The organism is Micromonospora matsumotoense (assembly GCF_050951065.1).
GTDB lineage: Bacteria > Actinomycetota > Actinomycetes > Mycobacteriales > Micromonosporaceae > Micromonospora > Micromonospora matsumotoensis.
Map to the genome: position 1 here is coordinate 6,089,008 of NZ_CP192025.1, position 23,685 is coordinate 6,112,692.

The window sequence follows — 23,685 nt, forward strand, 5'->3', positions numbered from 1 at the left end:
CGGACCACCGGCCGGACGTCCGGTTCGGGACTCTGGCCTCTCACCTGTTGCAGATCCACGTCGGCCGGCTGCCGAGTACCCCGCCTCGGGATGTTCATCACACCTGCGGGCCCACCTCTTCGCGCTGCCCACGAGGGCGGTACGGCCGTCGACCGCACCAGCCCGGCGGCCCGGCCCGGCCACGCGGGGCGGTACGGGCAGCCGCCCCGTACTAGCGTGCAGGGCAGCCCGCCACCCGGAAGGTGCCAGCTCCATGCCCCTGTCGTACCCGTACCACCGTCCCGGCACTCCCCTACGGCGGGCTCTCGCGGCCCTGGCCGCCTCGGTGCTGGCGGCCGGGGCCCTCGTCGGTTGCTCCGGCGACGACGAACTGGCGGGCAGCGTGGACGCGTTCCTCGCCGGCTGGCGCACCGGCAACCTGGACAAGGTGGGCTTTGTCGACCCGACCGGGGCGAGAGTGCCCGCCGCAGACGTCACCGAGGAGATCAAGGCCCTCTCCGGCGACCTCGCCGCCACCATGCCCACCCTGCGTCGCGCCGGGGACGCCGAGGTCACCAAGAACCTGGCCACCACGAAGGTCGACATCACGTGGGCGTTGCCGGGCGGGGCGACCTGGGCCTACCAGCGGCCGGTCCGGCTGCGGCAGAACGGCGGCGACGACCAGTGGCAGGTGATCTGGGAGCCCCAGGTGCTGCACGAGCAACTGGAGAAGGGTGACCGGCTGACGCTGCGGCGGACCGCCGCGCCCCGGGCCGGGGTGCTGGACGGCGCGGGGCAACCGATCGTGACGCCCCGCCCGGTGGTCCGGATCGGGGTGCAACCGGGCGAGGTCACCGACGCCAAGGCCCTGGTGGCGCGGCTCGACGCGGCGTTCAAGGCGGTCACGCCGCCGATCAGCCCGCCGGTCGACCTCAGCGACCTGCCGCGACGGCTCAACGACGCCGATCCGGGCGCCTTCGTCGAGGTGGTGACGTTGCGCGACGAGGCGTACCGGCAGATCCGGTCCCGGATCTACACCCTGCCGGGGACGAAGTTCCGGGCCGAGAAGCTCGACCTGGCCCCCACCCGAGAGTTCGCCCGCGCCCTGCTCGGCACGGTCGACCAGGCGCAGGCCGACGACCTGGCCGCCCACCCCGACCGGTACGCCAAGGGCGACCTGGTCGGCCACGGTGGCCTCCAGGGCCGCTACGACGAGCGGCTGCGCGGCGCTCCCGGCACGACCGTGGAGATCCGCCGGCCCACCCCCGAGGGCGGCACCACCGTCGTCACCGAGGCGTTCCGGCAGGAGCCGGCCGCCGGCCAGCCGGTCCGCACCAGCCTCGACGTGGCCACCCAGAACGCCGCCGACGGCGCGTTGCGGGCGGAGAAGCGGCGGTCGGCCCTGGTCGCGGTGCGGATCAGCGACGGCGCGGTGCTCGCCGCCGCCAACGGTCCCGGTGCGGCCGGGGAGAACCTGGCCTTCACCGCCCAGGTGCCGCCGGGCTCCACCTTCAAGATGGTCAGCGCCCTCGGCCTGCTGGACAAGGGCGCGGTGACCCCGCAGACCATCGTCGACTGTCCCAAGACCCGCGCGGTGGACGGTCGGTCGTTCAAGAACTCCGACGACTTCGTCCTGGGCAAGGTGCCGTTCCGGACCGACTTCGCCAAGTCCTGCAACACCGCGTTCGTCGCGCTGGCCCCGCAACTCGGCCCGGACGGGCTCGCCGGCGCCGGCCGTACCCTGGGCCTGGAGGGCAACTGGGATCTCGGCGCGGACGTCTTCACCGGCAAGGTCTCCACCGGTGGCGCCCCCACCGAGCAGGCCGCCGCGGCGATCGGCCAGGGCACCACCGTGGTCAGCCCGCTGGCCATGGCCGGGGCCACCGCCGCCGTCGCCCGGGGCCGCTGGGAGCAGCCGAAGCTGGTGCTCGACCCGGCCCCGGCCGCGCCCGCCGAGGCCGGCCCGCCGCTGAAGGCCGAGTCGGTGGCGGGGCTCAGGACGATGATGCGCGAGGTGGTCACCGCCGGCACCGGCAAGGCACTGGCCGACGTGCCGGGTGGCCCGGTGTACGGCAAGACCGGCACCGCCGAGTACGACAACGACCCGACGCACACCCATGCCTGGTTCGTCGGTTGGCGGGGGGACGTCGCGTTCGCCGTCTTCGTCGAGCAGGGCGGATCGAGCACGGCCAGTGCCGTCCCGATCGTCGAGCGCTTCCTCCGCGCCCGCTCCTGACCCGTCGCCCACCACCCAGCCCGCCACGCCGCCCGCCCTGGCCGGCCCCGCCCTGACCGGCGCGCTCATTTGGGCCGATGTTGCGGCATCCCGTCCAACGGATAGTGCAACATCGGCCCAGATGAGTTGATCATGCGACGGAACACCGCAACATCGGCCCCATTGAGGGGATCATGCTCAGGCGACCGGCTCCTCGGCGCGGCCAGGTGCGTCAGCCGACCCGGAATCGGAGGTCCCGAAACCGGACGACCCAGGAACGGAGGTCCCGGGGACGGACGACCCGGAGACGGACGCCCCAGAAGCGGAGGTATCGAAGCCGGACAGTCTGGGGACAGCGGCCCCGGAGACGGAGGTCCCGGGGACGTTTCCTCCGAAGGTGGACGATCCGGGGTCAGCGGGGAGCGGCTTGGGTGGCAGCAGTCGGGGCGGGAGGGCGTCCGGGGCGACGACCGGGGCCAGTCCGGCGACGATCGTGTTGACGATCTCGGCGGCGTACGCACCGTCCGGGTCGTAGTCGGGGTCGAAGACGGTCAGCTCGACGCCGAGGCAGTGCGGGGTGTCCACCAGCCCGGCGAGCAGGATCTCCAGCTCGGCGAAGGCGATCCCGCCGGGGTCGGGGGCGTCCACGGCCGGCATCACCGCCGGATCGAGCACGTCCACGTCGATGTGCACCCAGTAACCGGCGCAGTCGGCCAACTGCTCGTGCGCCCACTGGGCACTGCGGGCGGCGCCCTCGGCGCGCAGGGCCGGCACCGGTCGGGTGGTGATCCCGGCGGCCTGGAGGTCGAGCCGGTACTCGTCCTGCGCCCGGATGCCGAGCACCACCACGTCGATGTCCCGGAAGTACGGTCGACGCCCCTCGATGGCAGCCAGGTCGGCCTGGCCGCGCCCGGTCACCAGGGCGAGGTCCTCCCCGGCTGCCGCACCGACGTACGAGGCGTTGCCGGGGTGCCGGAAGTCGGAGTGGCCGTCGACGAAGACCAGCCCGATCCGCCCACCGACCGCCTCGCCGAGCCGGTGCATGGCCAGCGCCGAGCCGAGCAGCACCGAGCAGTCCCCGCCGAGGACCAGGGGAAACTCGCCCCGGTCGATGATCGCGCCGATCCGATCGGCGAGGCCCGTCGAATAGCCGGAGATCTCCCGCGCGTGGCAGACCCCGTCGCCGGGCCGCCAGTCGCCCGGGTCGTACCGGGGGGCGGTCAGGCAGCCGGCGTCCCGGGCACCCAGCCGGGCCAGCAGCCCGTGGTCGCGCAGCGCACCGGGGGCCTTGCCGCAGCCGGGGACCGAGGTGGAGGTGGGTGGGCGCAGACCCAGGTTGGTCGGCGCGTCGAGGACGGCGATTCGGCGCATCACAGGCTCCCGTCCTCGATGGGTGGCGGGCCGGCCGGGGGGCCGGCCCGCGCGGGCGTGTCAGGGGTTCAGAACAGGGCGCTGGCCAGGGCGCGTCGGGCGGAGGCCACGGCAGGGTCGTCCGGGCCGGCGATGCTGAACAGGGCGATCAGGTGTTGGCGGGCCTTGTCCCGGTCGTCACCGGCGGTCCGCCGGACCAGCCCGACCAGCCGCGCGTACGCCTGCTCGGCCATCCCGCTGAGCACCTCGATGTCGGCGGCGAGCAGTTGGGCGTCGACATCGTCGGGGTTGGCCTGCGCGGTGGCGAGCGCGGCCTGCGGGTCCGCGCCGGCGACCCGCCGGGCCACCCCGACCTGGGCCAGCCCGGCCTCGGCCGCGGCGTCCGCCGGAGACTCGGCGAGGATCTTGCGGTACGCCTGCTCGGCGGCGTCCAGGTCGCCGCTCATCAGGGCGTCGTCGGCCTCGTCGAGGCGCGGGTCCTCCGGCTCGGCCACGCTGACGCCACCGGCCTTGAGGACGGCGGCGAGCCACTGGCGCAGCTGCGGCTCGGGGATCACGCCGGGGAAGGCGTCGATCGGTCGCCCGCCGACGACCGCGTAAACGGTGGGGATCGCCTGGATCTGGAACATCTGCGCGATCCGCGGGTTTTCCTGGACGTCGACCCGGGCGAGGACCCACTGGCCGGCGCCCTCGGCCGCCAACCGCTCCAGCACCGGGGCGAACTGGTCGCTGTCCGGGTAGCCGGCCGCGCCGAAGAAGACCACCACGGGTGTGGTCATCGAGCGTTCGAGCACCTCGGACTGGATGTTCGCCTCGGTCACGTCGAGCGCGGCAGCGGCGCCACCTGTGGCGGGACCGCCCGGTAGACCGGTGGGTGCGCCGGTCTGGCTCGGTGTGGCGGGACGGGAACTGGCCGGGGCGGTGCCGCGCAGCGCGCTGAGGTCGACCGCGCCGCGGGTGAAGATCGACGAGGTGATCCGTGGGTCGCTCATGGTTACCTAGTCTCGCACGATCCCCACCGTTGTCGGCTCCGCCGCAACGCCCACAGTTGCCACTCTCACCTCCCGCTCATTGCCCGGTTGGCCAGTGCTGTTCAGAAGCGGGCGGGTTCGCGGTAGGTGCCCCATTCGGCGCGCAGGGCGTCACAGATCTCACCGAGCGTGGCCTCGGCGCGGACGGCGTCGAGCATCGGCGGGATCATGTTCCCGCCGGTGCGGCTGACCTCGATCATGCGCTGCACCGCCGCCGTCACCGCCGCGTCGTCGCGGGCGACCTTGCGTTCGGCGAGCACCCGGCGCTGCTCCAGCTCCACCTCGTGCGAGATGCGCAGGATCTCCAACTCCTTGGCGGTCGTGCTGGTGTGGCAGTTGACCCCGACGATCTTCTTGTCGCCCTTCTCCAGCGCCTGCTGGTAGACGAAGGCCGACTCGGCGATGTGGCCGGTGAACCAGCCGTCCTCGATGCCCCGCAGGATGCCGGAGGTCATCGGGCCGATCTCGTGCGGGCCCTCGCCGCCGAGCTGCCGGATCCGGGCGAAGATCTCCTCCGCCTCGGCCTCGATGGCGTCGGTGAGCGCCTCGACGTACCAGGAACCACCGAGCGGGTCGGCCACGTTGGTCACCCCGATCTCCTCCATCAGCACCTGCTGGGTACGCAGGGCGATCTCGGCCGACTCGTCGGTGGGCAGGGCGAGGGTCTCGTCGAGGGCGTTGGTGTGCAGCGAGTTGGTGCCGCCGAGCACCGCGGCGAGGGCCTCCACGGCGGTGCGTACCACGTTGTTGACCGGCTGTTGGGCGGTCAGTGACACCCCGGCGGTCTGGGTGTGGAACCGCAGCCAGAGGGCCTTCTCGCTGGTGGCGCCGTAGACGTCGCGCAGCCAGCGGGCCCAGATCCGGCGGGCGGCGCGGAACTTGGCGATCTCCTCGAAGAAGTCCAGGTGCGCGTCGAAGAAGAAGCTCAGCCCGGGGGCGAAGACGTTGACGTCCAACCCGCGCGAGAGCCCCAGCTCCACGTAGCCGAACCCGTCGGCCAGGGTGTACGCCAACTCCTGCGCGGCGGTCGAGCCGGCCTCGCGGATGTGGTAGCCGGAGACCGACAGCGGCTTGTAGCGCGGGATCTCGGCGGCGCAGTATTCCATCAGGTCGCCGATCAGGCGCAGGTGCGGCTCGGGGTCGAAGAGCCACTCCTTCTGCGCGATGTACTCCTTGAAGATGTCGGTCTGCAACGTGCCGTCCAGCCTGGACAGCTCGACGCCCTGCCGCTCGGCGGCGACCAGGTACATGCAGAAGACCGGCACCGCCGGGCCGGAGATGGTCATCGAGGTGGTGACGCCGGCCAGGTCGATGCCGTCGAAGAGCACCTCCATGTCGGCGGCCGTGTCCACCGCCACCCCGCAGTGCCCGACCTCGCCGAGCGCCTGCGGGTCGTCGGAGTCGCGCCCCATCAGGGTCGGCATGTCGAACGCCACGGAGAGCCCGCCGCCGCCCGCGCCGAGGATCATCTTGTAGCGCTCGTTGGTCTGCTGGGCGTTGCCGAACCCGGCGAACTGCCGGATCGTCCAGGCCCGCCCCCGGTAACCGGTCGGATGCAACCCCCGGGTGTACGGGAACTCGCCCGGCCAGCCGATCCGTTCGAACCCGGGGTAGCCGGTCCCCTCGGGTGGCCCGTACACCGGCTGCACCGTGGCGCCGGACAGGGTGGTGAAGTCCGCGTCCCGCTTGCGCGCGGCGTCGTACCGGGCCTGCCAGCGTGCCCGTCCGGCGGCGATCTCGTCGGCGTTCATCCGCGGGGCTCCTCCTCGAGTCCTCGACCGAACCCCGAGTGTAGAACGAAGCCTGAACGATCGCTAAGGAAACCCGTACCCACCGGTAACCCACCCACGGCAACAACCCGCCGCGCCACCGCGCCACCGCGCCGCCAACCACGGCGGTGATCAAGAGGTTTACGTCAGCCCGAACCCGGAAATTGACGCAAACCTCTTGATCACCGGGCGCGGCGACCATCGGGGGCGCCGGGGTGTGGGTGGGGGTGGGGGATCAGGGGGTGGGGAGTTCTGCTACGTCGTCGACGCGGATGTTGATCTCGTCAGCGCGGAGGCCGTAGGACTCGACGGCTGCCGTGACGGCGGCCCGGACCGCGTCGGTGACCTGGGGAACCGGGTGGCCGGCGGAGATCACCAGGACCAGGTTGACCACGGCCGCGCCGTTGGTGACGTGCGCCGAGCAGCCCCGCCGGGCATCGCCCACCCGGTCCAGCCCGACCTTGTCGAGGACGGCGTTGAAGAACCGGGCCACGTCGCCACCCAGCTCGGCCACCCCGGGCACGGACTTCGCGGCGGCAACCGCGATCTTCTCCACCACCTCGTCGGAGACCTGTGTCGTCCCGCCCGCCACCGCATCCGGCGTCACCGACAACTCCTGCGTCGCCTCGTGGTCCATGGTCGCCCCCCGGAAAGCCGTCGCACCGCCCCACGGGTCCGTGGCGCGGTGCGAGCGTACTAGCCGATAGTGCTCCGTTGTGGACGGATCAGGTGCCGATCTGGGCGAGCAGTTCGTCTGCTGCCGCGTACGGGTCGAGGGCACCCTCGGCCACCTTCGCGGCGAGCGCCGGCAACTCCGTACCGTCGCGCAGGGAACCGATCCGGGCGCGCAGGGTGCCCAGCGCGATCGCCTCGATCTCGGCGGCGGCCCGCTTCTCGCGGCGGCGGCGCAGCTGGTCGTGCTGCTCCAGCCAGGCACGGTGCTTGTCGATCGCGGCGGCGATGTCGTCGATCCCCTCGCCGCGCGCGGCGATCGACCGGACCACCTGCGGCCGCCACTCCCCCGGCCCCCGCTCGCCCAACGCGATCATGCCCTGGATGTCGCGGACGGTGTTGTCCGCGCCGTCCCGGTCGGCCTTGTTGACCACGAAGACGTCGGCGATCTCCAGGATGCCTGCCTTGACCGCCTGGATCGCGTCGCCCATGCCCGGGGCGAGCAGCACCAGCGTGGTGTCGGCGAGGGAGGCCACCTCCACCTCGGCCTGGCCGACGCCGACGGTCTCCACCAGGACCACGTCGCAGCCGGCGCCCTCCAGCACCCGGACCGCCTGCGGGGTCGCCGCGGAGAGCCCACCGAGGTGCCCCCGGCTGGACATCGACCGGATGTAGACACCCGGGTCGGTCGCATGGTCCTGCATCCGGACCCGGTCGCCGAGGATCGCCCCGCCGGTGAACGGGCTGGACGGGTCGATGGCCAGCACCCCGACCCGGTGCCCGCCCGCCCGCAGCGCCCGGACCAGCTCGTTGGTGGTGGTCGACTTGCCCACCCCCGGGGAGCCGGTCAACCCGACCACCTGGGCCTGCCCGGCGTACGGTGCGAGCGCCGCCGCCACCTGCGGCAGCATTTCGTCACCGGACTCGACCAGCGTGATCAGCCGGGCCACCGCCCGTGGGTCACCCTCGCGCGCCCTTTCCACCAGCATCGGTACGTCCCGACTGCGGCGAACCGGGACAGCGGCGGGAGCCGGGGCGTTCTCGACACTCACAGGGCCACCTTCGCTCACGACTGCGGGGCTCGCAAAACCGGCTCACTCCTCGCGCTCACATCCGCCACCCCCGCACCACGACTGCGGGGCTCGCAAAACCGGCTCACTCCTCGCGCTCACATCCGCCACCCCCGCACCACGACTGCGGGGTGTGAACCCGGCCCCGCTCCCCGCGCCCACCAGGCGCGGGGAGCGGGGCCGACGTGGCCGGTCAGTTCTGGGCGTCGGCCGGTACGTGGATGATCAGGGCGTCGCCCTGGCCGCCGCCACCGCAGAGCGCCGCCGCGCCGGTGCCGCCGCCGCGCCGCTGGAGTTCCAGCGCGAGGGTGAGCACCAGCCGGGCGCCGGACATGCCGATCGGGTGGCCGAGCGCGATGGCCCCACCGTTGACGTTGATCTTGTCGGTGCTGATCCCGAGGTCCCGCGCGGACTGGATGCCGACCTGGGCGAACGCCTCGTTGATCTCGATCAGGTCGAGGTCCTCGACGCTCAGGCCACCCTTCTTCAGGGCGTGCTGGATGGCGTTCGACGGCTGCGAGTGCAGGGAGTTGTCCGGGCCGGCCACGTTGCCGTGCGCGCCGATCTCGGCCAGCCAGGTCAGGCCCAGTTCGTTGGCCTTGGCCTTGCTCATCACGACCACGGCCGCCGCGCCGTCCGAGATCGGCGACGAGGTGCCGGCGGTGATCGTGCCGTCCTTGGCGAACGCCGGGCGCAGCTTGGCCAGCGACTCGGCGGTGGTGTCCGGCCGGATGCCCTCGTCCTCGCTGATCACCAGCGGGTCGCCCTTGCGCTGCGGGATGACCACCGGGGTGATCTCGTCGGCGAAGTGACCGTTCTTCTGCGCAGCGGCGGCCCGCTGGTGGCTGGCCGCCGCGAACGCGTCCTGCTCCGCCCGGGTGATGCCGTGCCGGGCGCCGAGCCGCTCGGTGGACTCTCCCATCGAGCAGCAGTCCCAGGCGTCGCTGAGCCCGTCATGGGCCATGTGGTCCTTCACGGTCACGTCGCCGTACTTGTAACCGGCGCGCTGGCCGAGCAGCAGGTGCGGGGCGTTGGTCATCGACTCCATGCCACCGGCCACCACGATGTCGAACTCACCGGCCCGGATGAGCTGGTCGGCCAGGGCGATCGCGTCGAGGCCGGAGAGGCACACCTTGTTGATGGTCAGCGCCGGCACCGACATCGGGATGCCCGCCGCCACGGCCGCCTGACGGGCCGGGATCTGCCCGGTGCCGGCCTGGAGCACCTGGCCCATGATCACGTACTGCACCTGGCCGGGGGCCACCCCGGCGCGCTCCAGGGCCGCCTCGATCGCGATGCCGCCGAGCTTCGTCGCCGGGAGGTCCTTGAGGTTGCCCAGCAGCCGGCCCATCGGGGTCCGCGCGCCGCTGACGATCACCGATGCCACTGCCTGCCTCCGGGGGGGTACCAGCCTGTACGCCTTAACGCCTGTTCGGCAAGACTAACGGCATGGCTGAAAACTCCTCCGTCGAGCCCGCTGCCGACTACATCACAGACATCGGGCTGCGCCGTATCGATCACGTCGGGGTCGCGGTCGCCGACCTGGACGCCGCGATCGACTTCTACCAGCGCACCTTCGGTATGCGCTGCATACACCAGGAGACCAACACCGAGCAGGGCGTACGCGAGGCGATGCTGGCCGTCGGCCCGACCGCCGAGGGGGGCTGCGTGCAACTGCTCGCCCCGTTGTCGCCGGAGTCGACCATCGCCAAGTTCCTCGACCGCAACGGGCCCGGGGTGCAGCAGGTGGCGTACACGGTCGCCGACATCGACGCGGCCTGCGCGACCCTGCGCGAACGCGGCGTACGACTGCTCTACGACACCCCGAAGCGTGGCACCGCCAACTCCCGGGTCAACTTCGTCCACCCCAAGGCCGCCGGCGGCGTCCTCATCGAACTCGTGGAACCCGCCCCCACCCCCCACTGACCCCCACCCCTTCCCACCCTCCCCCTCCCCGCCGGCCCTCCCCTCCCCTCCGCTCTCCAAGGTTGATCAAGAGGTTTGCGTCATTTTGATCTTCAGATCTGACGTAAACCTCTTGATCACCGGGGCGGGGCGGGCGGGGCGGGCGGAGGAGGGGCGGACGGAGGAGGGGCGCGGGAGGGTGGGCGGGGTGGAGGGTGGGAGGGGAGGGGATTGGGTTTTTGAGGGGTGGTGGGGGATTGCGGGGCAGCCATTCGGGGGTGGTCGGGGAAAGACACACGGAGGGGTGGCGGGGGCCTGGTTTTCGTTACTTCGGGTGACGGCGGGGCCGCCCGGACCTGCCAAGATCGCCGTTTGGTCGGGACCGGCGGGACGACCCGGTGGACCCCGTAAAGAGGACACGAAAGCTCGGCACCGCTCTTGCGAACGACCCCGGGGGGTCTGCAAGTATGTCCCAATGCCCCAGCAGCAGTCCTCCCCTCTCGCGTTCTTCGATAACGCGAACTCGCAGCCGGACTTCACGGTCGGCCTACGCGGGTACAACACCCACCAGGTCGACGACTTCCTCGGCCGGATGACGGCCGCGCTGACCCAGTCGGAGCAGGCGCGCGCCGAGGCCGAGCAGCGGATGAACGACGCCCAGCGTCGGCTCCGCCAGGCCGAGCAGCGGCAGGCTGCGCTTGAGCAGAAGCTCACCGACACCAACAAGCAGCTCGAGGAGAACAGCCGGCCGACCCTTTCCGGTCTCGGCACCCGGGTCGAGCAGATCCTCCGGCTGGCCGAGGAGCAGGCCAACGACCACCGCAACGAGGCCAAGCGCGAGTCGGAAGGGATTCTCTCCGCTGCCCGGCTGGAGGCGCGGGAGATCACCGACAAGGCGCGCGCCGAGGCCGCCGCGATGAAGGCCACCGCCGAGCGGGAGGCCGGCACCGTCCGTACCGCCGCCGAGCGGGAGGCCGCCGAGGCCCGGGTGCAGGCCCGCCGGGAGGCCGACACGCTGCGCGCCGACGCCGACCGGGAGACCAAGCAGCTGCGTACGGTCACCGCGCACGAGGTGGCCGAGCTGAAGTCGACCGTCGAGCGGGAGGTCGCCACCCTGCGCGCCACCGCCGAGCGGGAGATCACCCAGCAGCGGGCGAAGGCGGCCCGGGAGGCCGAGGAGAAGCGCGCCGAGGCGACCAAGCTGCTCACCGACGCCCGCGACAAGCGGGACAAGGACCTCCAGGCCCTGGAACTCCAGCTCGCCGAGCGCCGGGAGAAGGCCGAGCGCGAGGAGTCGGAGCGGCACGCCGCCCAGGTGACGCAGACCCAGAAGCTGGTCGGCGAGGCCGAGCAGCGGGCCCGGGCCGCCCAGGAGCGGGCCAAGGAGATCGAGCAGCGCGCCGAGGCCCGCCGGGTCGAGTCCGAGCGCACCGCCAACGAGACCGTCGACAAGGCCAAGGCGCTGTCCGAGAAGACCCTCAACGAGGCCAAGGCCGAGGCGAAGCGGCTGCTCACCGAGGCGCGCACCGAGGCGGACCTGACCACCCAGGCGGCCCGCCGCGAGGTGGAGGACCTCACCCGCCAGAAGGACGCGGTCACCTCCCAGCTCGGGCAGATGCTGTCCGGCCTGGCCGGGATCGTGCCGGGCGTACCGGCCCAGCAGCCGGCCGCCGCGCCGGCCAAGGCGGAGCCGGCCAAGGCCGACGCCGAGTCGCGGGCCACCGCGGAGACCGCCAGCTGACCGACTGCGCAGACGGGGCATGTGTCGCGGCGCGGGGTGACACCGGGTAGCCGGTGGACCCCCGCGCCGTACGCGTTCCCGCCCTGTGACACCCTGTCGCGCGACCACAGTGAAACAGCTCCCCACAGCGGCGTCCGTATCGCCCCCGGAGGGCAGGATGCGTGTGAGGATGGGGGCATGTCGCACGGCGAGGAACTGTTCGCTCTCGGCGGGGATGTGACGACGGAGCCCAGCTTCGAGTCCGCCCTGCGGGGATACGACAAACGACAGGTCGACCGGTACGTCACTCGTGCGGAGCACGAGATCACCACCCTGACGGGTGAGCGGGAACAGGCGTACACCCAGATCCACAAGCTGGCCGGCCAGGTCGAGCACCTCCAGCGGGATCTCGCCCAGGTGCGCAAGCAGATCGGCGTGGTGGACCGGGCCTCCTTCAAGCACCTCGGCCCCCGGGTCGAGCAGATTCTCGCCCTCGCCGAGGAGCAGGCGGACGCCATCCTGGCCGCCGCCAACGAGGAGATCGAGGCCCGCCGGGCCGCCGCCGAGCACATCATCGACGAGGCCCGCGAGCAGGCCGCCAGGGCGCTCAAGGACTTCGAGATCGCGCTCGCCGCCCGGCGTGCCGAGGAGGAACGGCACACCACGGCCCGCAAGGCCGAGGCGGACGCCGCCGTGCGTACGGCGAAGGAGGAGGCCGCCCGGCTGCGCGCCACCGCCAAGGACGAGTCGACCCTGCTGCGGGCCACCGCCGAGGACGAGTCGAACCGGCTGCGGGCCACCGCCCAGGAGGCCCTGAGCCGGGCCCAGCAGGAGGCCACCCAGCTGCGCGACACCGCCCGGGAGATCCACACCCGGGCCCAGCAGGAGGCCGCGAAGCTCCGGGAGGCGGCCAAGGCGGCGCTGGCCACGGCCCAGAAGGAGGCCACCGACCTGCGCGAGGCCGCCAAGGAGGTGCACACCAAGGCGCAGCAGGAGGCGCGGCGGCTCACCGAGTCGGCGACCGAGGCCAGCCGGGCCACCCGCGCCAAGGCGCTCCAAGAGGCCAAGCAGGTCACCGACGACGCCGAGGGGGCGGCGAAGGCGACCCGGACCCGCTCCCAACAGGAGGCGCACCGGCTGACCACCGAGGCGACCGAGGCGGCCCAACGCAGCCGGGCCGAGGCCGAGGCGTACGCGCAGCGGATGCGCACCGAGACCGAGGCGTACGTGCAGCAGTCCCGCGCCCAGACGCAGCAGGAGCTGGGGGCCTGGCGCGCGGGGGTGGAGCAGGAGGTCAACGGCCGACGGGAGGCCGCCGACCGGGAGCTGGCCCAGCGTCGCGCCGCCGCCGAGCAGGAGTTCGCCAAGCACCGCGACGAGTTGGACCGCAAGCACCAGACCCGGCACAACGAGCTGGAGCAGCAGCACCGGACCCGGCAGGACGAGCTGGAACGGGAGTGGGCCGCCCGGCGGGACGAGATCGAGCAGGGCGCGGCGGAGATCCGCCGCTCCGCCGAGGCGGACGCGTCGACGCTGCGCCGGCAGGCCGAGCAGGAGACCGGCGAGTTGCGTCGGCGGGTCGAACAGGAGACCGCCGAACTGCTGGACCGGGCCGAACGGGAGACCGCCGACAAGCGTCGCCAGGCCGACGAGCACGTCGCCGCCTCGCGCCGGCAGTTCGACGAGTACGCGGCCACCACCCAGCAGCACCTGGCGACCACCCAGCAGCACCTCGCCGCCACCCAGCAGGAGGCGGCGGCCGGTCGGCAGCAGCTCGCCCGGGTGATGCTGGAGATCGCCCAGGCCCAGCAGCAGCTCGCCGACCTGCGTCAGGAGACCTGGCAGGCGCGGCAGGAGCACGACGAGGTCCAGCGGGAGGTCACCGAACTCCGGATGCGCGCCACGGCACCGGTGGGCCTCGACGCGGTGGCACCGACACCGGACGGCGACCGCCCCGGGGCGGGCCCGCGGGGCAACGGCACGAAGCCGAAGCCGACCCGCGGCACCGACGGCCCGGCGGCGGAGTCGGTGGGCACCGGCGGTAGGCCGACACCGACCCTGGCCGGTGCCGGACCGGGCCCGGCGGGCACCGGCCCCGCGGTGAACCCGACAGACACCGGCCCCACGGTGAATCCGGCTGACACCCGCCCCACGGTGAACCCGGCTGACGCCGGCCGGAAGGACCCGGCCGTTGCCGGGGCCACGGCGAAGTCCGCCGCCACCGGGGCCAGGTCGGACTCGGTCGTGGCCGTCACCAAGCCGGCGGGCCGGCCGGCCGCCAACGGCACCCGACCGACGGAGCGCCCGGACGGCACCGGCGCGAAGCCCAAGGCGGAACCGGTGACCACGGTGGACGGCGGAACGGCCAGCGCCGGGGTGGACGGGGAACCGACCGTCGCCGCGGTCCCCGGTGCCGCCGGCCGGGGGGCCACCCCGACAAAGATCACCAGTACCGGTGAGAACGGCAAGCGACCCACCAAGCCGACCACCGACGAGCGCAGCGCCACACCCAGCACGGTGACCGTCGAGTCCGAGTGACCCCGCACCCGAGGGTGCGGTGCCGGGTGGCCCGGGGTGGCCGGCGACGTCGGGCCCCACTACCCTGCGGGCGGAGGTCCGTACGGTAGGTGTTCACCGGACGGGCATGGTGTGATCCACTCCGGTGTGAGTAACGCCGGAGCCGGACTGGGGAGGCTCGGTGGCACAGCACGGCCCGGCACGCGACGACGCGACCGGGGACGAGGCCCCTGCCGGCGTACCGGTGACCCGCTCCGGGCAGGGAGCGGCCGCGGACCGCACCGTTGCGACGGACCGGCTCACGGGCGGGGCGGCCGCTGCGGCGAGTCCGCCCACCGGACCGGACACCCCCACCGGCCCCGGCCCCGGCAAGGGCACCGACAACAGCACCGCCACCACCGGCTCGGGGCGGTTCGGCCGGCCCGGTCGGCCCCTGCGCCGCAGCAGCTTCCTGGTCGGCTTCACCGGTGCGCTCGGCGTGCTGCTGGCGTACACCGTGTTCCTGGGGATTCGCAATGCCGGCGGCATCCTGGTCCTGGTGGTGATCGCGCTCTTCCTGGCGGTGGGGCTCAACCCGGCGGTGGTCCGGCTGCGCCGTTGGGGGCTGCCGCACGGCCTGGCCGTGACGGTGGTGGTGCTGACCCTGCTGCTGCTGATCATCGCCGGGCTGGTGGCACTGGTGCCGCCGGTGGTGACCCAGACCGGGCAGTTCATCGACCAACTGCCCAGCTATGTCGAGGAGCTGCGCCGCAACCGCACCGTCAACGACCTGGTGGTGCGGTACGACGTGATGCAGCGGGTGCAGGAGTTCGCGAACGCGGACACCGTCGGTCGGGCGCTCGGCGGGGTGCTCGGCGGCGCCCAGTTGATCTTCGGCACCATCTTCCGGGTGCTCACCGTGCTGGTGCTGACGATCTACTTCCTGGCCTACTTCGACAAGCTGCGCGACCTCGGCTACGCGCTGGTGCCGAGGTCCCGCCGGCAACGGGTCAGCCTGATCGGCGACGAGATCCTGACCAAGGTCGGCGCGTACATGGTGGGGGCGCTGAGCATCGCCGTGCTGGCCGGCGCGACCACCTTCGTCTTCGCCCTGGTCGTCGAGCTGCCCTACCCGTTCGCGCTGGCCGTGGTGGTGGCGGTGACCGACCTGATCCCGCAGATCGGGGCCACCCTCGGCGCGGTGATCGTCAGCCTGGTCGGATTCGCCACCGGGCTGCCGGTCGGCATCGCCTGCGTGGTCTTCTTCGTGCTCTACCAGCAGGTGGAGAACTACCTCATCTACCCCAAGATCATGCGGAGGTCGGTGGAGGTCAACGAGGTGGCCGCACTGCTCGCCGCCCTGCTCGGGGTGGCGCTGATGGGCGTGGTCGGCGCGCTGATCGCCATCCCGGTGGTCGCCGCCTTCCAGTTGATCCTGCGCGAGGTGGTGCTCCCCCGCCAGGAACGCCGCTGAGGGCCGGCGGGGACGGCGGCGGGGTTCAGCCGGCGGCGGGACCCGGCACCGGGTTGTCGGCGAAAGCAGCCACCGTACGGTCGGCGTAAGCGCTGACGTCGCCGGTCTCCATCGGGCCGTCCCAGCTGGTCGGCAGCGGCAGCGGCACCGCCGGGTTCACCCGCCGGACGATCTCGTCGAGCACCCGTTCGGCGTCGCCCACCCAGAGGTGCTTGGCCCCCGGCACCCCGACCACCTCGGCCTGCGGCACCGCCGCGAAGCGTTCCCGGGCCTCGTCGGGGCGCAGGTAGTCGTCGAACTCGGGCACCAGCGCGGTCAGCGGCCGACCCGACTCCGCCCAGACGGCCAGGTCCTCAGGTTTCGAGAACCGCAACGGCGGGGAGAGCAGGATCGCCCCGGCCACCGCCGGGTCACAGCCGAACTTGAGGGTCAGGTCGGTGCCGAACGACCAGCCGACCAGCCAGATGTTCGGCAGCTCGTGGAACTCGGCGTACTCGATCGCGGCGGCGACGTCGAAGCGCTCGCCCACCGCGTTGTCGAAGGCCCCCTCGCTGGTGCCCCGGATGCTGCTGGTGCCCCGGGTGTTGAACCGGAGCACCGCCAGGTCGGCCAGGGCGGGCAACCGCCAGGCCGCCTTGCGGAAGACGTGGCTGTCCATCATCCCGCCGTGGGTGGGCAGCGGGTGCAGGCAGACCAGGGTGCCCACCGGGTCCCGGTCGGCCGGCCGGGCCAGCTCGCCGACGAGCCGCAGGCCGTCGGCGGTGTGCAGCGCGATGTCCTCCCGGTGGCCGGGCAGGATCGACGACGCGCGGATCGGTGTGCTCACCGCCCAAGTCTGACGCGAGGTCGTCGCGCTCGCGCGCCCGGGGCGCAACCGGGCGGCCCAGATCGCTCGATCAGCAGCCGGTCCGCCGGGAGCGCACGCCGGACCGGTCAGCCGTAGCGGGGCGCGCCCCGGCCGCGCATCAGGTTGGGCCCCCGGCGGTCCCGGGCCCGCCAGCAGCCGCTGTGCCAGTGCCGCCGGTCGGTCAGGTCGCCCGCGCCGTCGGCCGGCCAGGCCACCAGGTGCGCCACCCCGGGTCGGATCTCCTGGTCACACCCGGGACAGCGGTACGTCTTGACCGACGCGCCGCCGCTGATCCCGCGTACCTGCCACTCGCCGTCGCGCCACTGCTGCACCGATTCCACGCCGTGGCGGGCCCGGTCGGCGTCCAACTGGGTGGTGTCCTCGCGGCGGGGACGGTTGCGACGAGGGCTCACCTTGCCAAGGTTACGGTCAGTGCCAGGTCGCCGGCCGGGTGAGGTCCGTCGCCCCGACCGACGCCGGTGCGGCCGGTCACCCGGACCGGCGGGGGTGCCGTCCGTCGCCCCGGTCAGCGCCCGGTGTGGTCCCGGAAGCCCCGGCCGGTCCGGCGGCCCAGGTGACCGGCGGTGACCAGGTGTTCGAGCAGCGGCGCGGGGGCCAGGCCCGGCTCACGCTGCTCCCGGTACACGCTCCGCTGGATGGCCAGCGACACGTCCAGACCGACCGCGTCGAGCAACGCGAACGGGCCCACCGGGTAACCGCAGCCGAGCTTCATCGCGTGGTCGATGTCGTCGACGGAGGCGTAACCGGCCTCCAGCATCCGCACCGCGTCGTTCAGGTACGGGAAGAGCAGCGCGTTGACCACGAAGCCGGCCCGGTCGCCGCAGACCACCGTGGTCCGGCCGAGCGCGGCGCAGACCGCCTGGGCGGTGGCGGTGGCCTCCGCCGAGGTATGGACGGTGCGTACCACCTCGACCAGCGGTCGCCTCGCCGTCGGGTCGGGGAAGTGCAGGCCGAGCACGTCGGCGGGGCGCTGGGTGGTCATCGCCACCTCGATCACCGGCAGCGAGGAGGTGGTGGTGGCGAGCAGCACGCCCGGCTTACAGATCTCGTCGAGGCGGGCGAACAACGCCTGCTTGCCGCCCACCTCCTCGGCCACCGCCTCGACCACCAGGTCGACGTCGGCCAACTGCTTCAGGGTGGCCGACCAGGTGATCCGGGCCAGGGTGGCGTCCCGGTCGGCCGCGCTGAGATCGCCCCGGGCCACGCCCTCGTCGAGCGAGGCCCGGACCGCCTCGGAGATCCCGGCGGACGGCTCGGTGCCGCCGTCCACCGAGAGCACCTCGTAGCCGGCCCTGGCGAAGACCTCGACGAGACCGGTCGCGATCGCACCGACCCCGACCAGGCCGACCGTGGTCACGGCCGCCGGGCCCGCCAGCTCACTTCCCGCGCTCCCGCCGGTGCTCTCGGGTGCCGGCTGCGTCGCGGCCGGCGTCTGCTCATCGGGTACGACCTTCGGTGAGCCCGGCTTCTCGTAGGTGTAGAAGCCGCGTCCGGATTTGCGACCGAGCAGCCCGGCGGTGACCATCTGCCGGATCAGCGGGGTCGGGGCGTGTCGACGGTCCCGCCCGCCGTGCCGGTACATGGTGTTCAGGATCTCGTACGAGGTGTCCAGGCCGATCAGGTCCAGCAGGGCGAGCGGGCCCATCGGCAGCCCGCCACCGAGCTTCATCGCCACGTCGATGTCCTCCCGGGTGGCGTACCGGGTCTCGAACATGCTCACCGCGTGGTTGAGATAGCCGAACAGCAGGGCGTTGGCGATGAAGCCGGCCCGGTCGTCGATCGTGACGTCGACCTTGCCGAGCCGGGCGCAGAGCGCCTCGACGTCGTCGACCACGTCGGCGGCGGTGACCACGGTGCGGACCACCTCGACCAGCTTCATCACCGGCGCCGGGTTGAAGAAGTGCAGGCCGACGACCTGCTGCGGCCGTTGGGTGGCGACCGAGATGTCGGTGACGCTCAGCGACGAGGTGTTGGTGGCCAGGATGGTGTCGGGCCGGCAGACCCGGTCCAACTCGGCGAAGATCCGGCGCTTCAGGTCGAGGCGCTCGGGGACCGCCTCGATCACCAGGTCCACCGCGTGCAGCGCGTCCAGCCCGACCTGGAAGTCGACCCGGGAGTGCAGGGCGTCCCGGTCGTCCTCGGCCAGTTTGCCCTTCGCCACCGCCCGGTCGGTCGACCGCGTCAGGGTGGCCCGCCCCCGCGCCAGTGCGGCCTCGGAGATCTCCACCGCGACGACGTCGACACCGTTGCGGGCGAACACCTCGACGATGCCGGCACCCATGGTGCCCAGACCCACCACGCCCACCCTGGTGAACTCCCGCGCCACGACCGGCCTCCCCGTGGTTGACTCCGCCGTGGCGGACATGAACGAACGCTAAGGTTGTCCGTCGGAGTCTGCCACGCGCCGACGCGACGACGCGACGCCCTGGGAGATTTCCCGCACCCCGCCGGGGCCGCGCCGCCGGTCCGGACTGCCCCGCCGGCCCGTTCAGGGCGTGCCGATCACCTCGGCGGGCCCGCAGCTCGTGTCGATCACCTCGGCCAGGCCGCAGCTTGCGCCGGTTGGAAGCAGACCGGGCGACCCCGCCCGTCCCCCACTGTCAGGCGTCGACGCCACTCACCGGGGCGGTGGGGCGGCCGGCAGGGGCATCGGTCGGGCCGGGGGCACGCGGCGGCAGCGGCAGCGTCGGCCGGTAGTCCCGGCGACCGCCGGTGCCCCCGGTGAACCGCAGGCCGACCGGGTCGGTGGTGGCCAGCCCGGGGTCGAAGTAGCGCAGCTCGGTGCGGCCCAGCCGGATCACGTCGCCGTCGGTGAGCGGCTCGGCGTCGCTGATCCGCCGGTCGTTGAGCCAGGTCCCGTTGGTCGACCCCAGGTCGACCAGGACCACCCCGTCCTCGGTCAGCCGCACCTCGGCGTGCCGCCGGCTCAGGTGCGCATCCGCCACCGGGATGTCGGCGGTCGGCGCCCGGCCGATCACCTGCGGTTGGGGCCGGACGCGGAAACTCGCCCCCCGCATCGGCCCGCCGGCCACCGTCAACAGCGGCATCAGTTCCGGATGATCCTGCATGGACAGTCAGCTCCCCACCCACCGTGGCCCGCGCCCAGCCTGCCAGCTCTGCGTGACCAGCTCACCACCCACCCGGTCACCTCCGCGACCCCTGGCGGACACCCAGCGTCCACCGAACAGGCGGCGGGCGGAAGCCATGGACGAGCAGTATTCACAACTACCAGCGGGTAGCTTCCGGGTCTAGACTTCCGCCATGACGGCTGTGCAGGTCCCGGGTACCCCGGTCATCGCCGACGGTCGGCTGGTTTCGACCAGCCCGGCCACCGGCGCCGAAGCCGGCCGGCTGCCGGTCGCCACCGTCGAGGAGGTGGAGCGCGCGGTCGCCCGCGCCCGGACGGCCGGGCACTGGTGGGCCGGGCTCGGCTTCGACGGCCGCCGGGCGCGGCTGCTGCGCTGGCGGGCCGTGCTCGCCCAGCGGATCGAGGAACTGGCCGAGCTGATCCACGTCGAGGGCGGCAAACCGGTCGGCGACGCGGTCGTCGAGATCCTCACCGCCATCGAGCACATCGACTGGGCGGCCCGCAACGCCCGCCGGGTGCTCGGGCCCCGCCGGGTCCGGTCCCGGTTGATCCTGGCCGAGTTCTCCGGCCACCTGGAATACCAGCCGCACGGCGTGGTCGGGGTGATCGGCCCGTGGAACTACCCGGTCTTCACGCCGATCGGCTCCGCCGCGTACGCGCTGGCCGCCGGTAACGCGGTCGTCCTCAAGCCCAGCGAGTACACCCCGGTGGTCGGTCAGTGGCTGGTCGACGCGTTCGCCGAGGTGGTGCCGGAGCAGCCGGTGTTCACGGCGGTGCACGGCCTGGGCGACGTCGGCGCGGCACTGTGCCGCTCGGGCGTGGACAAGCTGGCGTTCACCGGTTCCACGGCGACCGCCCGCAAGGTCATGGCGGCCTGCGCCGAGTCGCTGACGCCGGTGCTGGTGGAGGCTGGCGGCAAGGACGCGATGATCGTGGACGCGGATGCCGACCTGGACGCCGCCGCCGAGGCCTGCGTCTGGGGCGCGCTCACCAACGCCGGCCAGACCTGCATCGGCATCGAACGGGTCTACGCGGTGGCACCGGTCTACGACGAGTTCGTCGGCAAGGTGGTCGCCCGCGCCGAACGCCTGACCGTCGGCCCCGACGGGGCCGACCTCGGCCCGATCACCATGCCGAGCCAGCTCGACGTGATCCGTCGGCACATCGACGAGGCCATCGCCGCCGGGGGCCGGGCGGTGCTGGGCGGCCCCGCCGCCGTACAGCCGCCGTACGTGCACCCGACGGTGCTGGTGGACGTCCCCGAGTCCGCCTCGGCCATCCGCGAGGAGACGTTCGGCCCGACCGTGACCATCAGCCGGGTCGCCGACGCCGACGAGGCCGTACGCCGGGCCAACGCCCTGCCGTACGGCCTGGGGGGTTCGGTGTTCGGTCGGCGCGACGCGGTGTCGATCGCCCGGCGGCTGCGGTCGGGGATGGCGTCGATCAACTCGGCGCTCACCTTTGCCGGGATGTCCACGCTGCCGTTCGGCGGGGTGGGCGACTCCGGCTTCGGCCGGATCCACGGCGAGGACGGGCTGCGCGAGTTCGGCCGGGCCAAGTCGGTCACCAGGCGACGGGCCCGGTCGCTGCTGCCCTCGATGACCTTCGAGCGGACCCCGACCGACGTGGCCCGCATCATCAAGGTCACCAAGGCGCTGTACGGCCGCCGCTGACCCCGGCCGCACCGCGGAACGTCGGCCGCACCGGCCGGCGGGACGGTGCCGGGCCGCACAGGTGCGCGGTGCCGACCACCGGGCCGCGGTGCCCGGCGGGCCGCGATGCCGGGCGGGCCGCGATGCCGGGGTGCCCGGCGGGGCGGGGTGCCCGGCGGGGCGGGGTGCCCGCAGCGCGCCGGTGGGCGGGTCAGAACAGGGTCAGCTCGTCGCGCACGATGCCCCGCAGCCGGTCGTAGTCGACGACCACGCAGCGGATGCCCCGGTCGGTGGCGAGGACCCGGGCCTGCGGCTTGATCTCCTGAGCGGCGAACACACCGGCCACCGGGGCGAGCAGCGGGTCCCGGTTCATCAGTTCGAGGTAGCGGGTGAGCTGCTCGACGCCGTCGATGTCGCCCCGCCGCTTGACCTCGACGGCGACCGCGCCGGAGTTGGCGTCCCGGCAGAGCAGGTCGACCGGACCGATCGCGGTCATGTACTCCCGCCGGACCAGGGTGAAGCCCTCCCCCAGGGTTTCCGGGTTGGCGGCCAGCAACTCCTGCAGGTGCGCCTCGACGCCGTCCTTGCGCAGCCCCGGATCGACCCCCAGCTCGTACGAGGTGTCCTGGAAGATCTCCGTCAGGTTGATCCGCAACTCCTCGCCGGCCTTGTTGACCACCCGCCACACGCCGGGGGCCTCCTCCAGCCGACAGGGCGGACTCATCCAGTTCAACGGCTTGTACGCCCGGTCGTCGGCGTGGATCGACACCGACCCGTCCGCCTTCACCATGAGCAGGCGGGTGGCCAGCGGCAGGTGCGCCGAGAGCCGTCCGACGTAGTCCACCGAGCACTTCGCAATCACCAGACGCACCCGACGAGGGTAGCCGAGGACCGGTCGGTCACCGTCGAGCGGCACTGGCGTGCCGGTGCGATGCTGAGATGGTGTTCGAAGTCCTCACCGGCACCGGTCTCGCCGCCTCGGCGGGCCTCAACGCCTACATTCCCCTGCTCACCATGGGTCTGCTCGCCCGCTACACCAGCCTGATCGACCTGCCGAGCGGCTGGCAGTGGCTCGGCAACGGGTGGGTGCTGGCGATCCTCGCGGCGCTGCTCGCGGTCGAGGTCGTCGCCGACAAGGTGCCCGTGGTCGACCACGTCAACGACGTCGTGCAGACGGTGGTCCGCCCCACCGCCGGTGGCCTCGCCTTCGGCGCGGGTTCGGGCTCGGAGACGGTGACGGTCAGCGACCCGGGCGGGTTCTTCACCTCCCACCAGTGGGTGCCGGTGGCCGCCGGTGTCGCCATCGCGCTCGGGGTGCACCTGTTCAAGGCGGCAGCCCGGCCGGTGGTCAACGCGACCACGGCAGGCTTCGGCGCACCCGTCGCCAGCACCGCCGAGGACGCGACCAGCGTGTTGATGTCCCTGGTGGCGATCATCCTGCCGGTGCTGGTGCTGGCATTCCTGCTGGGCATGGCGGCATTCGTGGTCTGGTTCCTGCGTCGACGCCGGGGCCGCCGCCAGGAACGCGAGGCGGCCCGCGCCGCCGGCTACCGGGTCTGACCCACCGCCACGGACGCCGATGGCCGGCACCCCACCCGGGGGTGCCGGCCATCGCTGTCGTACGGGTCAGCTGTTCCAGTGCTTGGCGACGAGGTCGGCGGCCTGCTGCTCCCACTGGGCGTAGTGGTCGGGGTACGCCGAGACCTGGACGGTCTGGGCGGCCTTGGTCAGGGGCATGTCCTGCCAGCCGTCGACCTGCTTGAGGCCCTTGAGGAACGCGGTGGTGGCGTACTCGGGGTCGGTGATCTGCTCCACGGTGCCCCAACCGGACGACGGGCGCTGCTGGAACAGGCCCTGCGAGTCGTGGTCGTTACGGTCGCCCAGGTGGCCGAGGTTCTCCAGCTTGGACTCCTGCAACGCGGTGGCGATGGAGATGACGGCGGCGCGCTCGTCCAGGCCCGACTTCTTGGTCGCGGCGATGATCGCCTTGACGTTGCCGGTCTGCTCGTCGTTCAGGTCGATGCGGGACTGGTCGCCCTGCACGCCGTGCGGGATCAGCTTGCCCTTGTCCACGGCCGGCTTGTCGGCCTGGACGGTGGCGGCGACGGGACGGGCGTCGAGGGTGGTGGTGTCGGGGGCGCCGTGGTTCAGCGGGCCGGCGGCCAGACCACCGGCGACGGCCAGACCGGCGATACCGAGAACGCTCTTACGCAGAATGGTGGTGTTCATGGGGGATGCTCCTTCGAGGGGGTCGACGCCACCCGGCCGGTCGGGGGACCGGACCACCGGCCGTAGCCGGCGGCGGGGGCGTAAGCACCACGACGAGGCGCTCATGAGGGGGATCCGTCCGGCGGGCCCTGCCGCTCACGCCGGAA

Annotated in this window: 18 protein-coding genes and 1 pseudogene; 7 read left to right on the forward strand and 12 right to left on the reverse strand. The window is 72.9% G+C overall.

Annotation, left to right across the window (positions count from 1 at the left end):
• Positions 1 to 253: 253 nt before the first annotated feature.
• Positions 254 to 2,215 (forward strand): penicillin-binding transpeptidase domain-containing protein, encoded by a 1,962-nt coding sequence (locus ACQP1S_RS25855; RefSeq protein ID WP_432900159.1) that lies wholly within the window; start codon positions 254 to 256, stop codon positions 2,213 to 2,215.
• 338 nt (positions 2,216 to 2,553) lie between these two features.
• Here the strand turns inward: ACQP1S_RS25855 and ACQP1S_RS25860 are convergent.
• The 6 genes and pseudogenes from ACQP1S_RS25860 to ACQP1S_RS25885 all read right to left on the reverse strand — a co-directional run.
• Positions 2,554 to 3,568, reverse strand: a pseudogene (locus ACQP1S_RS25860) (arginase family protein); the annotation flags it as partial.
• Between the two features lie 65 nt (positions 3,569 to 3,633).
• On the reverse strand, positions 3,634 to 4,557 hold the full coding sequence (locus tag ACQP1S_RS25865) for a tetratricopeptide repeat protein (protein WP_357771248.1): 924 nt from the start codon (positions 4,555 to 4,557) through the stop codon (positions 3,634 to 3,636).
• A 101-nt stretch (positions 4,558 to 4,658) separates the two neighbouring features.
• Positions 4,659 to 6,347 carry an acyl-CoA mutase large subunit family protein gene (locus ACQP1S_RS25870; protein ID WP_091250322.1) on the reverse strand — a complete coding sequence of 563 codons (1,689 nt, stop codon included), beginning with the start codon at positions 6,345 to 6,347 and terminating at the stop codon, positions 4,659 to 4,661.
• A gap of 253 nt (positions 6,348 to 6,600) precedes the next feature.
• A complete protein-coding gene (locus ACQP1S_RS25875; RefSeq protein WP_091250320.1) occupies positions 6,601 to 7,002 on the reverse strand; it encodes an Asp23/Gls24 family envelope stress response protein in 402 nt (133 codons plus the stop codon).
• A gap of 88 nt (positions 7,003 to 7,090) precedes the next feature.
• On the reverse strand, positions 7,091 to 8,026 hold the full coding sequence (gene meaB / locus ACQP1S_RS25880) for a methylmalonyl Co-A mutase-associated GTPase MeaB (RefSeq protein WP_432908324.1): 936 nt from the start codon (positions 8,024 to 8,026) through the stop codon (positions 7,091 to 7,093).
• Positions 8,027 to 8,300: 274 nt separating this feature from the next.
• A complete protein-coding gene (locus ACQP1S_RS25885; RefSeq protein WP_432900162.1) occupies positions 8,301 to 9,494 on the reverse strand; it encodes an acetyl-CoA C-acetyltransferase in 1,194 nt (397 codons plus the stop codon).
• Positions 9,495 to 9,556: 62 nt separating this feature from the next.
• Here ACQP1S_RS25885 and mce point away from each other — a divergent pair, with 62 nt between their 5' ends.
• The 4 genes from mce to ACQP1S_RS25905 all read left to right on the forward strand — a co-directional run bounded on the left by mce (position 9,557) and on the right by ACQP1S_RS25905 (position 15,702).
• On the forward strand, positions 9,557 to 10,033 hold the full coding sequence (gene mce, locus ACQP1S_RS25890; protein ID WP_091250314.1) for a methylmalonyl-CoA epimerase: 477 nt from the start codon (positions 9,557 to 9,559) through the stop codon (positions 10,031 to 10,033).
• A 454-nt stretch (positions 10,034 to 10,487) separates the two neighbouring features.
• Positions 10,488 to 11,753, forward strand: coding sequence for a DivIVA domain-containing protein (locus tag ACQP1S_RS25895; protein WP_091250312.1), 1,266 nt, complete (start codon positions 10,488 to 10,490; stop codon positions 11,751 to 11,753).
• Between the two features lie 177 nt (positions 11,754 to 11,930).
• Positions 11,931 to 14,270, forward strand: a complete 2,340-nt coding sequence (locus ACQP1S_RS25900) for a hypothetical protein (protein ID WP_432900164.1) — start codon at positions 11,931 to 11,933, stop codon at positions 14,268 to 14,270.
• A gap of 160 nt (positions 14,271 to 14,430) precedes the next feature.
• Positions 14,431 to 15,702, forward strand: a complete 1,272-nt coding sequence (locus tag ACQP1S_RS25905) for an AI-2E family transporter (protein WP_432900166.1) — start codon at positions 14,431 to 14,433, stop codon at positions 15,700 to 15,702.
• Between the two features lie 25 nt (positions 15,703 to 15,727).
• Here ACQP1S_RS25905 and ACQP1S_RS25910 read toward each other — a convergent pair whose 3' ends face one another.
• The 4 genes from ACQP1S_RS25910 to ACQP1S_RS25925 form a co-directional block, all read right to left on the reverse strand.
• Entirely contained in the window at positions 15,728 to 16,576 is an 849-nt protein-coding gene (locus tag ACQP1S_RS25910) for an alpha/beta hydrolase (protein WP_432900168.1), read from the reverse strand.
• Between the two features lie 59 nt (positions 16,577 to 16,635).
• Positions 16,636 to 16,962, reverse strand: a complete 327-nt coding sequence (locus ACQP1S_RS25915; protein WP_363667515.1) for a hypothetical protein — start codon at positions 16,960 to 16,962, stop codon at positions 16,636 to 16,638.
• A gap of 113 nt (positions 16,963 to 17,075) precedes the next feature.
• Entirely contained in the window at positions 17,076 to 18,896 is a 1,821-nt protein-coding gene (locus ACQP1S_RS25920; RefSeq protein ID WP_432908327.1) for a 3-hydroxyacyl-CoA dehydrogenase family protein, read from the reverse strand.
• 274 nt (positions 18,897 to 19,170) lie between these two features.
• Positions 19,171 to 19,638, reverse strand: a complete 468-nt coding sequence (locus ACQP1S_RS25925; RefSeq protein ID WP_432900171.1) for an FHA domain-containing protein — start codon at positions 19,636 to 19,638, stop codon at positions 19,171 to 19,173.
• A 193-nt stretch (positions 19,639 to 19,831) separates the two neighbouring features.
• On the opposite strand from ACQP1S_RS25925, the gene ACQP1S_RS25930 reads away from it, so the two are divergent.
• Complete coding sequence (locus ACQP1S_RS25930; protein WP_432900173.1) at positions 19,832 to 21,331, forward strand: aldehyde dehydrogenase family protein; 1,500 nt, start codon at positions 19,832 to 19,834, stop codon at positions 21,329 to 21,331.
• A gap of 190 nt (positions 21,332 to 21,521) precedes the next feature.
• On the opposite strand, the gene nucS is transcribed toward ACQP1S_RS25930, so the two are convergent.
• Positions 21,522 to 22,181, reverse strand: coding sequence for an endonuclease NucS (gene nucS, locus ACQP1S_RS25935; protein ID WP_091250735.1), 660 nt, complete (start codon positions 22,179 to 22,181; stop codon positions 21,522 to 21,524).
• 71 nt (positions 22,182 to 22,252) lie between these two features.
• On the opposite strand from nucS, the gene ACQP1S_RS25940 reads away from it, so the two are divergent.
• Positions 22,253 to 22,870: a DUF4126 domain-containing protein gene (locus tag ACQP1S_RS25940; protein ID WP_091250731.1), complete on the forward strand. Its 618-nt coding sequence runs from the start codon at positions 22,253 to 22,255 to the stop codon at positions 22,868 to 22,870.
• Positions 22,871 to 22,936: 66 nt separating this feature from the next.
• Here ACQP1S_RS25940 and ACQP1S_RS25945 read toward each other — a convergent pair whose 3' ends face one another.
• Entirely contained in the window at positions 22,937 to 23,539 is a 603-nt protein-coding gene (locus ACQP1S_RS25945; RefSeq protein ID WP_432900175.1) for a hypothetical protein, read from the reverse strand.
• Positions 23,540 to 23,685 lie beyond the last annotated feature (146 nt).

Excerpts from the sequence above, each read along its gene's own strand:
- ACQP1S_RS25900 (WP_432900164.1), top strand. The coding sequence starts at position 11,931 with ATGTCGCACGGCGAGGAACTGTTCGCTCTCGGCGGGGATGTGACGACG.
- ACQP1S_RS25855 (WP_432900159.1), top strand. The coding sequence starts at position 254 with ATGCCCCTGTCGTACCCGTACCACCGTCCCGGCACTCCCCTACGGCGG.
- ACQP1S_RS25875 (WP_091250320.1), bottom strand. The coding sequence starts at position 7,002 with ATGGACCACGAGGCGACGCAGGAGTTGTCGGTGACGCCGGATGCGGTG.
- meaB (WP_432908324.1), bottom strand. The coding sequence starts at position 8,026 with ATGCTGGTGGAAAGGGCGCGCGAGGGTGACCCACGGGCGGTGGCCCGG.
- ACQP1S_RS25945 (WP_432900175.1), bottom strand. The coding sequence starts at position 23,539 with ATGAACACCACCATTCTGCGTAAGAGCGTTCTCGGTATCGCCGGTCTG.
- ACQP1S_RS25930 (WP_432900173.1), top strand. The coding sequence starts at position 19,832 with ATGACGGCTGTGCAGGTCCCGGGTACCCCGGTCATCGCCGACGGTCGG.
- ACQP1S_RS25895 (WP_091250312.1), top strand. The coding sequence starts at position 10,488 with ATGCCCCAGCAGCAGTCCTCCCCTCTCGCGTTCTTCGATAACGCGAAC.
- ACQP1S_RS25870 (WP_091250322.1), bottom strand. The coding sequence starts at position 6,347 with ATGAACGCCGACGAGATCGCCGCCGGACGGGCACGCTGGCAGGCCCGG.
- ACQP1S_RS25925 (WP_432900171.1), bottom strand. The coding sequence starts at position 19,638 with ATGCAGGATCATCCGGAACTGATGCCGCTGTTGACGGTGGCCGGCGGG.
- ACQP1S_RS25865 (WP_357771248.1), bottom strand. The coding sequence starts at position 4,557 with ATGAGCGACCCACGGATCACCTCGTCGATCTTCACCCGCGGCGCGGTC.
- mce (WP_091250314.1), top strand. The coding sequence starts at position 9,557 with ATGGCTGAAAACTCCTCCGTCGAGCCCGCTGCCGACTACATCACAGAC.